The sequence below is a fragment of the Streptomyces sp. NPDC001532 genome (assembly GCF_040298625.1).
Lineage (GTDB): Bacteria > Actinomycetota > Actinomycetes > Streptomycetales > Streptomycetaceae > Streptomyces.
In genome coordinates this window covers 1-12,459 of sequence record NZ_JBEPAL010000040.1, presented here as the reverse complement: position 1 = coordinate 12,459, position 12,459 = coordinate 1, and the positions used below count along the sequence as shown (strand labels likewise).

At 71.5% G+C, this 12,459-nt stretch carries 8 protein-coding genes; 6 read left to right on the top strand and 2 right to left on the bottom strand.

What is annotated here, in order from left to right; genetic code table 11:
* Positions 1-9 precede the first annotated feature (9 nt).
* Both ABT232_RS29500 and ABT232_RS29495 read right to left on the bottom strand, forming a co-directional pair.
* On the bottom strand, positions 10-1,182 hold the full coding sequence (locus ABT232_RS29500; protein WP_351845369.1) for a PQQ-dependent sugar dehydrogenase: 1,173 nt from the start codon (positions 1,180-1,182) through the stop codon (positions 10-12).
* Between the two features lie 142 nt (positions 1,183-1,324).
* A complete protein-coding gene (locus ABT232_RS29495) occupies positions 1,325-2,323 on the bottom strand; it encodes an aldo/keto reductase (protein WP_351845367.1) in 999 nt (332 codons plus the stop codon).
* A gap of 76 nt (positions 2,324-2,399) precedes the next feature.
* Between ABT232_RS29495 and ABT232_RS29490 the strand changes: the two genes are divergently transcribed.
* From ABT232_RS29490 to serA, 6 genes are all read left to right on the top strand, one after another.
* Positions 2,400-3,374, top strand: coding sequence for a 2-hydroxyacid dehydrogenase (locus ABT232_RS29490; protein WP_351845365.1), 975 nt, complete (start codon positions 2,400-2,402; stop codon positions 3,372-3,374).
* Positions 3,375-3,571: 197 nt separating this feature from the next.
* A complete protein-coding gene (locus tag ABT232_RS29485) occupies positions 3,572-6,763 on the top strand; it encodes a putative bifunctional diguanylate cyclase/phosphodiesterase (RefSeq protein ID WP_450871962.1) in 3,192 nt (1,063 codons plus the stop codon).
* A gap of 237 nt (positions 6,764-7,000) precedes the next feature.
* Positions 7,001-8,857, top strand: coding sequence for an acetolactate synthase large subunit (locus ABT232_RS29480; RefSeq protein WP_351845361.1), 1,857 nt, complete (start codon positions 7,001-7,003; stop codon positions 8,855-8,857).
* 29 nt (positions 8,858-8,886) lie between these two features.
* Positions 8,887-9,411: an acetolactate synthase small subunit gene (gene ilvN, locus ABT232_RS29475; RefSeq protein ID WP_043504310.1), complete on the top strand. Its 525-nt coding sequence runs from the start codon at positions 8,887-8,889 to the stop codon at positions 9,409-9,411.
* Between the two features lie 129 nt (positions 9,412-9,540).
* Positions 9,541-10,539 carry a ketol-acid reductoisomerase gene (gene ilvC / locus ABT232_RS29470; RefSeq protein ID WP_351845359.1) on the top strand — a complete coding sequence of 333 codons (999 nt, stop codon included), beginning with the start codon at positions 9,541-9,543 and terminating at the stop codon, positions 10,537-10,539.
* A 227-nt stretch (positions 10,540-10,766) separates the two neighbouring features.
* Entirely contained in the window at positions 10,767-12,356 is a 1,590-nt protein-coding gene (gene serA, locus ABT232_RS29465) for a phosphoglycerate dehydrogenase (protein ID WP_351845357.1), read from the top strand.
* The last annotated feature ends 103 nt before the right edge of the window (positions 12,357-12,459 follow it).

The following is a 12,459-nucleotide window of genomic DNA, read 5'->3' as shown; positions in this document are numbered from 1 at the left end:
CGGCGGCCGTCAGCTCACCCGCAGCTCCAGGATCCGGTCGTCCGCCTCCCCGGGAGAGCCGCGGCCGTCCGTCTCGCTGGTGATCAGCCACAGCTTGCCGCTCCCCGCGGCGACCACCGTGCGCAGCCGGCCGTAGTCGCCCTCCAGGAAGGCCTGCGGATCGGCCGAGGTCTCCGTGCCCTTCAGCGGGATCCGCCACAGGCGCTGGCCGCGCAGCCCGGCCATCCATATCGAACCCTCGGCATAGGCGATGCCGCTGGGGGAGGCCTCGTCGGTGCTCCACTGGGCCACCGGATCACGGTAGGCGGAGTCGCCGGACCTGCCCTCGGCCTCCGGCCAGCCGTAGTTGCCGCCCGGCACGACGGCGTTGAGCTCGTCCCAGGTGTCCTGGCCGAACTCCGCGGCGAACAGCCGCTGCTTGTCGTCCCAGGCGAGGCCCTGCACATTGCGGTGGCCGTACGAGTAGACCGGCGAGTCCGGGAACGGGTTGCCCGGAGCCGGCTCGCCCTCCGGCGTCAGCCGCAGGATCTTGCCGCCGAGGGAGTCCTTGTCCTGGGACAGGCCTTCCTCGCCGCTCTCGCCGGTGCCCGCGTAGAGCATCTTGTCGGGGCCGAAGGCGATGCGGCCGCCGTTGTGCACAAAGCCCTTGGGAATGCCCCTGAAGACGGTGTCGGGCGCGCCGAGCCGCTCTCCGGCGGGCCGCTGCTCGTCGTACCGCATCCGGACGATGCGGTTGTCGGAGGCGGAGGTGAAGTAGGCGTAGACCATCCGGTCCGAGGCGTAGTCGGGGGAGAGGGCGATGCCGAGCAGGCCGCCCTCGCCGGCCGCGGAGACCCCGGGCACCTCGCCCACCTCGGTCTTCTTGCCCGTCCGGTCGTCGACGCGGACGATCGTGCCCTCTTCGCGGGAGGAGACGAGCAGGTCGCCGTCCGGCAGCGGGGCGAGGCCCCAGGGGCTGTCCAGGCCCTCGGCGACCGTGCGCACCACCTCGACGCCGCCCTTGGCGGGCGGGGTCCGCTCGGCCTGCGGGCCGGAGGACGACGACGGGGCCGTCGTACCACTCGGGGCGGCGCTCTCGGTGCCGCCCGGTGTCCCTCCGCCGTCCTCGGAGGAGCAGCCTGCCGTCAGCACGAGGGCGGCCGCGGCCAACACGGCCGTCACAGCTCGACGTTGCACGATCATGGTCCCTTCGACGCGGCGGTCTCCAGCCCGGGGCTTCTCCTTGTCATACACCGCTCGCGCCCCACAGGTTCCCGTTCACCGGCACCCGAACCCCGAAGGACCCGGGGCGGCGGCCCCGGTGCCGCCCGGCGTTCCGCCGGCCTCACTCCCAGGATCCCTGCGCCCCCGGCAGCCCCGCCACCTCCGCCAGATCCCGCGGCGACAGGCGCAGCCCCGCCGCGGCCGCGTTCTGCGTGACCCAGCGCTCCTGCTTGGTGCCCGGCACCGGCACGACGTGGCGGCCCTGCGCCAGGATCCAGGCCAGGGCGACCTGGGCCGGGGTGACGTCGTCGCCGTGCCGGGCGGCGATCCGGCGCAGGCCGACCACGATCGGCTGGTTGGCGGCCATCATCTCGGCGGTGAAGCGCGGGTGGCGGGCCCGCATGTCGTCGGGTTCGAAGCCCTCGCCGGGCCTCAGGGTGCCGGTGAGGAAACCGTTGCCCAGCGGCATCGCCGCCAGGAAGCCGATGCCGCGCGTCTCGCACCAGGGCAGCAGGGTGTCCAGCGCCTCAGGCGACCACACCGACAGCTCCGCCTCCACCGCGCCGATGGGGAACACCTGCTGCACCCGCTGGAGTTGGCGGATCGTCGCGTCGTGCAGACGGCCGCCGGACCGGCGCCCGCCGCGCGCGCCCACCGCGCAGAACCCCAACGCCCGTACCTTTCCGGCCTGGACGAGCTCCGCCATCGCGCCCCACGTCTCCTCGACCGGGACCTCGGGGTCGGCGCGGTGCAGCTGGTAGAGGTCGATCACGTCGGTCTGGAGCCGCCGCAGGGACGCGTCGCAGGCCCGCTTCACATAACCGGGACGGCCGTTGGCCACGATGTGCTGCTCACCCACCAGCAGCCCGACCTTGGTCGAGACGAAGGCGTCGGACCGCCGCTCCTTCAGGACCCGGCCCAGGAGCAGCTCGTTGGTGAAGGGGCCGTACATGTCGGCGGTGTCCAGCAGCGTCGAGCCCAGGTCGAGCGCCCGGTGCACCGCTCTGACCGATTCGTCGCCGCGCTGTCCTGATGCGCGGTACGCCCAGCTCATCGGCATGCATCCGAGTCCGATGGCCCCCACCGAGAGCGCCGCCGCGCCGATCGTCCTGCGCTCCACCTGGTCGTGACCCTCCCTCTCCTGGATGCCCAACCTAACCTCTGCGCCCGCGCGGCCCTGACATAGCCTCCGGACCATGAGTGCTGACGTGTGGCTGCCCATCCCGCCGGAGGAGATCGAGGGCCTTCCGGAGGGGCCGACGTACCGTTTCTGGAACGGCGCGGAAACCTTTCCCTCGGACCCGGCCGCGTGCGTCTTCTACGTGGTCCCCTACATGAAGCCCGCTCCCCTGGGACAGCGGCCGCTGGCCGAGATGACCTCCCTGGAGGTCGTCCAGACGCTGTCGGCCGGCATCGACCACGTGGAACCGGCGCTCGGCCGGGTCCGCGCGGGGGTGCGGCTGTGCAACGCCCGCGGGGTGCACGAGGCGAGCACCGCCGAGCTGACGCTCACCCTGATCCTCGCCTCGCTGCGCGGTGTCCCCGACTACGTCCGGGCCCAGGACCGGGGCGAGTGGCGGGGCGGGTTCCGGCCCGCGCTCGCCGACAAGAGCGTCCTGATCGTGGGCTACGGCTCGATCGGATCGGCCATCGAGGACCGGCTCGCGCCGTTCGAGCTCGCGCGGGTGGCGCGCGTCGCGCGCTCGGGGCGCACCACGGCGCGCGGTCCCGTGCATCCGCTCACCGACCTGCCCGCCCTGCTACCGGAAGCGGACGTCGTCGTCCTGTCCACCCCGCTCACCGAGGACACCCGGGGCCTGGCCGACGCCGGGTTCCTGGCGCGCATGAAGGACGGGGCGCTGCTGGTCAACGTCGCCCGCGGGCCCGTCGTCGACACCGAGGCGCTGCTCGCCGAGCTGAAGAGCGGCCGGATCACCGCCGCCCTCGACGTCACGGACCCCGAGCCGCTGCCGCCGGGCCACCCCCTGTGGCAGGCGCCGGGCGTGCTGATCAGCCCGCACGTCGGCGGCCCCACATCCGCGTTCCTGCCGCGCGCCAAGCGCCTGCTGGTGGACCAGTTGCACCGTTTCGTGAACCGCGAGCCGCTGCGCAACGTGATCCTTACGACGGGCGGCGAGGGGACTGGCGCGTCCGGCCCGGCGGGCGTGTAATCCGCTTCGGGCACCCTCCGCAACCTCACGGACGCGGTCCGTACCCGCGTTCCCGCTGGTGGTCACGGAGCGTAGAGAAGCTATGTCCCTGAGTGACGAGACTGGTGTATCGTCCCGACAGGGGCTGCGCCGCGCACCGTCGGCGCCGGGGATGGACATTTCAGACTGCGAGGGGGGCGACGGGCGATGCACGGCCTATGGACCAACGATCCGACTCGGCGGGGCCGCCGACGGCGACCCTGGCGCTCGGCCACGCGCAGGCGTGGCCACCACGCCGGTCATGGCGGACGCCACGGCAGCCACAACCTCAGTCGTCACCACCGCCGGCACAGCGGCCGCAGGAACGCGCATCCCGCCCGGCGGGACCCTCGCGACACCGGGCCGGCGCGGACCGGGAGCGACCGGTGAACGCGCCGTCGCCCCCCACCACCTTGGACGCGCGCCCGCGGACCCAGCGCGCCCCGGGGGCGCTGCGCCCCCGCCCGCCCCTCGCACAGGGCGGCCCCAGCGCGGTCCACCAGCTGCTCCTGGCCGTGACGTGCGCGGCCTACGCCATCGGTTCCGCGCTCGGCTGGGGCTCGGAACAACTCGCGCTCGTCATGGGGGACTTCGGGCTCAGCGCCGCGGCCGGCGCGGCCGCCGTCTCCTGCCTGCTGTACGCCCGCAGCCGCCGGGTGCGGTTCCGCCCCGCCTGGCTGCTGTTCGCCCTGTCCTCGGCGATGGCGGCGATGGGCAACCTGGTCTGGGGCTGGTACGAGGTCGTCCTCGGACTGCCCGTCCCCAGCCCCTCCTACGCCGACCTGTTCTTCCTCTGCTTCGCACCGCCCGCCATCGTGGGGCTCCTGGTCCTCGCCAAGCGGCCGGTGACGAAGGCGGGATGGGTCTGCCTGGCCCTGGACGCCTGGCTGATCGGCGGCTCGCTGCTCACCCTGTCGTGGAGCCTGGCGCTCGCCCAGGCGGCCAAGGGCGGCGGCCCCGGAGTGGCCCACGCCGCACTGTCGCTCGCCTACCCGCTGCTCGACATCGCCCTGGTCAGCATGGTGCTCGCGCTGCACTTCCGGCGCTCGGGACCGCACCGCTCCGCCGTCAACACGGCCGTCGGCGCGCTCGCCCTGACCGTGATGTGCGACGCCCTGTTCACCTCGCCGCTGCTGCACCACAGCTACCGGTCGGGCCAGCTGCTCGACGCGGGCTGGTTCGCCGGTTCGCTGCTCCTCGCGTACGCCCCGTGGGTGCCGCCCCGGCAGGGCGAGGAGCAGTACACCCGCGTGGTCCACGAGCACCTGCCCGGACGGCGCGGCGCCGGCCACCCGCCGCACGGGCCCGTACCGCCCGGCGAGCACAGCCGCTATCCGGCCACCCGCCCGCTCACCGGCTCGCTGGCCGCCCTCACGCCGTACCTGGCCGCCGCCGTGTGCACGCTGGGGATCCTCTACAACGTGCTCAACGGCCGCAGTGTCGACCGCGTGGTGCTGCTCACCGGCGGCACCGTGGTGCTCGCGCTGGTGGTGCGCCAGGGGATCATGCTGCTCGACAACATCACCCTCACCCAGGAGCTGGCGCAGAAGGAGAACCACTTCCGCTCCCTGGTGCAGGGCTCCAGCGACGTCATCATGATCGCCGCTCCCAACGGCATCCTCCGGTACGTCTCCCCGGCCGCCGCCGGGGTCTACGGCCGGCCAGCCGAGGAGCTGGTCGGCTCCGAGCTGGCCGATCTCATCCACCCGGAGGACCTGGGCTGTGTGGTGCACGAGGTGCGCCGCTTCCTCGCCGCCAGCCCTCAGGAGGAGCCCACCACCCGCATCGAGTGCCGCTTCCGGTCCGGCGACGGCGGCTGGCTGAACGTGGAGTCGACCGTCAACCGCCACCACGGCGGCCTGATCTTCAACAGCCGGGACGTGACCGAGCGGGTGCGCCTCCAGGCGCAGCTGCAGCACAACGCCGAGCACGATCCGCTCACCGACCTGCCCAACCGCGCGCTGTTCACCAAGCGCGTCCAGCAGGCCCTGTCCGGCCGTCGCGCCTCCGACCGGGGCGCCGCGCTGCGGGGCACCGCCGTGCTCTTCATCGACCTGGACGGCTTCAAGGCCGTCAACGACACCATCGGGCACCAGGCCGGGGACGAACTCCTCGTGCAGGCCGCCCGCCGGCTCCACGAGGCGGTCCGCCAGGGCGACACCGCCTCCCGGCTGGGCGGCGACGAGTTCGCGGCCCTGATCGTCGGCGACGGCACCCGCGACCGAGCCGCCCGCGAACGCAACATCCTGGAGCTCGCCGACCGCCTCAGGGTGAAGCTGTCCCAGCCGTACGTCATCGACGGCAACGACGTCCGGGTCGCCGCCTCCATCGGCGTCGCCTTCGCCGAGCCGGGCCTCGGCGCGGGCGAGCTGCTGCGCAACGCCGACCTCGCGATGTACCGCGCGAAGTCGGCCGGCAAGGGCCGCGTCGAGCTGTACAAGCCGCAGATGCAGCAGGACGTCGTCCGCAAGGCGGAGCTGGCCACCCGGCTGCGGGCCGCGCTGCACGACGGCGAGTTCACGCTGCTGCACCAGCCCGTGGTCTGCCTCGCGGACGGCCGGATCTCGTCGGTCACCGCGCAGGCGCGCTGGCGGTCCTCGCAGGGTGTGCTGTTCACGCCCGCCGAGTTCCTGCGGGTGGCCGAGGACAGCGACAAGACCGCCGAGCTGGGCCGCTGGCTCGTCCAGGAGGCCGTCGAGCAGGCCGCCGAGCGTGCCGCGACCGGACTGGCGGTGCCCGTGGCGGTCCGGATGGCCGCCCGTCGGCTGCTGGACCGCTCACTGCCCGTCGGCTCCGTGGAGGCCCTGCTGACCCGGCACGGGCTGCCCTCCGGGTCGCTGATCGTCGAACTGTCCGACATCGACCAGCGGGTCCCGCTGGACGAGCTGGAGCGCCGGCTCGGCGGTCTGCGGCGGCTCGGGGTGCGGATCGCGCTGGACGCCTTCGGCACCGGCTGCCCGGCCGTCACGGCGCTGCGGCGGCTCCCGCTGGACGTGCTGAAGCTCGACCGCGGACTGGTCGAGGGCGTCGTGGAGTCCGCGCGGCTGCACAAGATCACCAGTGGGCTGCTGCGGATCGCGGGGGACCTGGGCCTCCAGTCCGTGGCCGAGGGCGTGGACCTGCCGGAGCAGGTCGTCGCCCTGCGCGCGATGGGCTGCACCCATGGCCAGGGCATGGCGTTCGCCGGTCCGCTCGACGAGTACCGGCTGCGCCGGGCGCTCGGATCCGGCCACTATCCGGTGCCCAACGGACCGGCCGAGCCGGCTCTGGCGGGCGGTGGCGCGGGGGTGTACACGAGTGGTGTGACCGCCGTCTTCGGAGGCGGGACGGCCCTTCGCTCACATAATGAGACTCCCGTCCCACCCACTTGACAGTGGGTGCGTGCCGGGGGGAGGGTCAGTGCCATGCGCACCCGAATTCTCGTACTTGGACAGCGCGTCGGCTGAGCTGGGACTCACCGGAGGACGATCCGGAATCCCCAGCGACCTCACCGGCGCGCTCCCCTCGCTTGCCTTCTGGCACGAGGGGTTTTTTGTTGCACAGGCACCTGCCGTCCAGCAGCCGAACACCGCTCAAAACTCGCAAAAACCCTCAGCATCGAGAAGAGAATGCCGATGACCGAGCAGGCCACCGGGGCCCATCATCCGCAGCCGCGGCCCCGATCCGGAGGACAGCACTCCGCCCCCGAGCACGTCACGGGCGCGCAGTCCCTCATCCGCTCCCTCGAGGAGGTCGGCGCCGACACGGTATTCGGCATTCCCGGCGGTGCGATCCTCCCGGCGTACGACCCGCTGATGGACTCCACCAAGGTCCGGCACGTCCTGGTCCGCCACGAGCAGGGTGCCGGCCACGCCGCCACCGGCTACGCGCAGGCCACCGGCCGGGTCGGCGTCTGCATGGCGACCTCCGGCCCCGGCGCCACCAACCTGGTGACCCCGATCGCCGACGCCCACATGGACTCGGTGCCGCTGGTGGCGATCACCGGCCAGGTCGCCTCCAAGGCGATCGGCACGGACGCCTTCCAGGAGGCGGACATCGTCGGCATCACCATGCCGATCACCAAGCACAACTTCCTCGTCACCAAGGCCGAGGACATCCCGCGGGTGATCGCGCAGGCGTTCCACATCGCCTCCACCGGCCGCCCCGGCCCGGTGCTGGTCGACATCGCCAAGGACGCGCTCCAGGCGAAGACCACCTTCTCCTGGCCGCCCACCATGGACCTGCCCGGCTACCGCCCGGTCACCAAGCCGCACGCCAAGCAGATCCGCGAGGCCGCCAAGCTGATCACCGCCGCCAAGCGGCCGGTGCTCTACGTCGGCGGCGGCGTCATCAAGGCGAAGGCCACCGCCGAGCTGAAGGTCCTCGCCGAGCTCACCGGAGCGCCCGTCACCACCACCCTGATGGCGCTCGGCGCGTTCCCCGACAGCCACCCGCTGCACGTGGGAATGCCGGGCATGCACGGAGCGGTCACCGCCGTCACCGCGCTGCAGAAGGCCGACCTGATCGTCGCCCTCGGTGCCCGCTTCGACGACCGCGTCACCGGCAAGCTGGACAGCTTCGCCCCGTACGCCAAGATCGTGCACGCCGACATCGACCCGGCGGAGATCGGCAAGAACCGCGCCGCGGACGTGCCGATCGTCGGTGACGCCCGCGAGGTCATCGCCGATCTGATCCAGGCGGTGCAGAAGGAGCACAGCGAGGGCCACCAGGGCGACTACACCGCCTGGTGGAAGGACCTGAGCCGCTGGCGCGACACCTACCCGCTCGGCTACGACCAGCCCGACGACGGCTCGCTCTCCCCGCAGCAGGTCATCGAGCGCATCGGCAAGCTCGCCCCGGAGGGCACGATCTTCGCCGCGGGCGTCGGCCAGCACCAGATGTGGGCCGCGCACTTCATCGACTACGAGAAGCCCGCCACCTGGCTGAACTCCGGCGGCGCCGGAACCATGGGATACGCCGTCCCGGCCGCGATGGGCGCCAAGGCCGGAGCCCCGGACAAGGCGGTCTGGGCGATCGACGGCGACGGCTGCTTCCAGATGACCAATCAGGAGCTCACCACCTGCGCCCTGAACAACATCCCGATCAAGGTCGCCGTCATCAACAACGGCGCCCTCGGGATGGTCCGCCAGTGGCAGACCCTCTTCTACAACCAGCGGTACTCCAACACCGTCCTGCACTCCGGCCCGGAGCACGACGGCAAGGCGCCCGCGCAGGGCACCCGGATCCCCGACTTCGTGAAGCTGTCGGAGGCGATGGGCTGCTACGCGATCCGCTGCGAGGACCCGGCCGACCTGGACAAGGTCATCGAGGAGGCGAACTCGATCAACGACCGTCCGGTCGTCATCGACTTCATCGTCCACCAGGACGCGATGGTGTGGCCGATGGTCGCCGCCGGCACCTCCAACGACGAGATCATGGCCGCTCGGGACGTCCGCCCCGACTTCGGCGACAACGAAGACGACTGACTCCGACCGGCAAGGAAGAGCAGAACACCATGTCCAAGCACACGCTCTCCGTCCTGGTGGAGAACACCCCGGGCATCCTCGCCCGGATCGCCGCCCTGTTCTCCCGGCGCGGCTTCAACATCGACTCGCTCGCCGTCGGTGTCACCGAGCACCCCGACATCTCCCGCATCACCATCGTGGTGAACGTCGAGGACCTGCCGCTGGAGCAGGTGACGAAGCAGCTCAACAAGCTGGTCAACGTGCTCAAGATCGTCGAGCTGGAGCCCGGTTCGGCCGTGCAGCGCGAACTCGTCCTGGTGAAGGTGCGCGCCGACAACGAGACGCGCTCCCAGATCGTCGAGATCGTCCAGCTGTTCCGCGCCAAGACCGTCGACGTCTCCCCGGAGGCCGTCACCATCGAGGCCACCGGCAGCAGCGACAAGCTGTCCGCCATGCTCAAGATGCTGGAGCCGTACGGCATCAAGGAGCTGGTGCAGTCCGGCACCATCGCGATCGGACGCGGAGCGCGCTCGATCACGGACCGGTCGCTGCGCGCCCTCGACCGGTCGGCATAGGGCCGGGTTCGGACGGCCGGGTGACACCGGCCGTCCGGATCCCGCCCGTATGGCGAGACCCCCAGACTTCCCTTCCCCCCGCCGTCATACGGTGGGACGCAACACCTGCACTCAAGGAGAGAACCCAAAGTGGCCGAGCTGTTCTACGACGCCGACGCCGACCTGTCCATCATCCAGGGCCGCAAGGTCGCGGTCATCGGTTACGGCAGCCAGGGCCACGCGCACGCCCTGTCGCTGCGTGACTCGGGTGTCGACGTCCGCGTCGGTCTGCACGAGGGCTCCAAGTCCAAGGCGAAGGCCGAGGAACAGGGTCTGCGCGTGGTGACCCCGGCGGAGGCCGCCGCCGAGGCCGACGTCATCATGATCCTGGTCCCGGACCCGATCCAGTCCCAGGTCTACGAGGAGTCCATCAAGGACAACCTCAACGACGGCGACGCGCTGTTCTTCGGCCACGGCTTCAACATCCGCTTCGGCTTCATCAAGGTCCCGGCCGGCGTGGACGTCTGCATGGTCGCCCCGAAGGGCCCGGGCCACCTGGTCCGCCGCCAGTACGAGGAAGGCCGCGGCGTTCCCTGCATCGCCGCCGTCGAGCAGGACGCCACCGGCAACGCCTTCGCGCTCGCGCTGTCGTACGCCAAGGGCATCGGCGGCACCCGCGCCGGCGTCATCAAGACCACCTTCACCGAGGAGACCGAGACCGACCTGTTCGGTGAGCAGGCCGTCCTCTGCGGTGGTACGGCCGCGCTGGTGAAGGCCGGCTTCGAGACGCTGACCGAGGCCGGTTACCAGCCGGAGATCGCGTACTTCGAGTGCCTGCACGAGCTGAAGCTGATCGTCGACCTCATGTACGAGGGCGGCCTGGAGAAGATGCGCTGGTCGGTCTCCGAGACCGCGGAGTGGGGCGACTACGTCACCGGCCCGCGGATCATCACCGACGCCACCAAGGCCGAGATGAAGAAGGTCCTCGCCGAGATCCAGGACGGCACCTTCGCCCAGACCTGGATGGACGAGTACCACGGCGGTCTGAAGAAGTACAACGAGTACAAGCAGCAGGACGCCGAGCACCTGCTGGAGACCACCGGCAAGGAGCTGCGCAAGCTGATGAGCTGGGTGAACGAAGAGGCGTGAGCCTGGACCGGCGGGGCCGGAGCGCTGCGCTCCGGCCCCGTTGTCCAACCCGTCGAATCACGGACGGGTGATCCTTCCGCAGAGGCGCGGGACGACCCTGACAGCGCCACTACACTGCCGTACTAATACGCGTCAGGCCCACAGCGTCGTGCGTCTCCACGCGGCTAGCCCCTCCACCGCCTGCGGCCGTCGGGACGGCCGTCCGCACTGCACCTGTGAGGACTCACGTGAGCTCGAAACCCGTCGTACTCATCGCTGAAGAGCTGTCGCCCGCGACCGTGGACGCACTCGGTCCGGACTTCGAGATCCGGCACTGCAACGGAGCGGACCGAGCCGAACTGCTCCCGGCCATCGCCGAGGTCGACGCGATCCTGATCCGCTCGGCCACCAAGGTCGACGCCGAGGCGATCGCCGCCGCGAACAAGCTGAAGGTCGTCGCCCGCGCCGGCGTCGGCCTGGACAACGTCGACGTCTCCGCCGCCACCAAGGCCGGCGTGATGGTCGTCAACGCCCCCACCTCCAACATCGTGACCGCCGCCGAGCTGGCCTGCGGTCTCCTCGTCGCCACCGCCCGCCACATTCCGCAGGCCAACGCCGCGCTGAAGAACGGCGAGTGGAAGCGCAGCAAGTACACGGGTGTGGAGCTGGCCGAGAAGACCCTCGGTGTCGTCGGCCTCGGTCGCATCGGCGCGCTCGTCGCCCAGCGCATGTCGGCCTTCGGCATGAAGGTCGTCGCCTACGACCCCTACATCCAGCCCGCGCGGGCCGCGCAGATGGGTGTCAAGGTGCTGTCGCTGGACGAGCTGCTGGAGGTCTCCGACTTCATCACCGTCCACCTGCCCAAGACCCCCGAGACGGTCGGTCTGATCGGCGACGAGGCGCTGCGCAAGGTCAAGCCGAGCGTGCGCATCGTCAACGCCGCGCGCGGTGGGATCGTCGACGAGGAGGCGCTGTACTCCGCCCTCAAGGAGGGCCGGGTCGCCGGTGCCGGTCTCGACGTGTATGCGAAGGAGCCCTGCACGGACTCCCCGCTGTTCGAGTTCGACCAGGTCGTCGCCACCCCGCACCTCGGGGCCTCCACCGACGAGGCGCAGGAGAAGGCGGGCATCGCGGTCGCGAGGTCCGTGCGGCTCGCCCTCGCCGGTGAGCTGGTCCCGGACGCGGTGAACGTCCAGGGCGGCGTCATCGCCGAGGACGTCAAGCCGGGTCTGCCGCTCGCCGAGCGCCTGGGCCGGATCTTCACCGCGCTGGCCGGCGAGGTCGCGGTCCGCCTCGACGTCGAGGTGTACGGCGAGATCACCCAGCACGATGTGAAGGTGCTGGAGCTGTCCGCCCTCAAGGGTGTCTTCGAGGACGTCGTCGACGAGACGGTCTCCTACGTCAACGCCCCGCTGTTCGCGCAGGAGCGCGGTGTCGAGGTGCGGCTGACCACCAGCTCGGAGTCGCCGGACCACCGCAACGTGGTCACCGTGCGCGGCACCCTCTCGGGCGGCGAGGAGGTGTCGGTGTCCGGCACGCTGGCCGGCCCGAAGCACCTCCAGAAGATCGTCGCGGTCGGTGACTACGACGTGGACCTCGCCCTCGCCGATCACATGGTCGTCCTGAAGTACGAGGACCGTCCGGGTGTCGTCGGCACCGTCGGCCGGGTCATCGGCGAGGCGGGCATCAACATCGCCGGTATGCAGGTGGCCCGGGCCGCCGTGGGCGGCGAGGCGCTGGCCGTGCTGACCGTGGACGACACGGTGCCGGCCGGGGTGCTGGCCGAGCTGGCGTCGGAGATCGGCGCGACGTCGGCGCGTTCCGTCAACCTCGTCTGAGGTCGTTCCACCACGAAGCGCCGGACGGGCTGGACGCCCGTTCGCCGGCTCACCGTGGACCAGGGGTCCCCGCAGGACGGCCTGGACCGCAGGGTGCCGATGC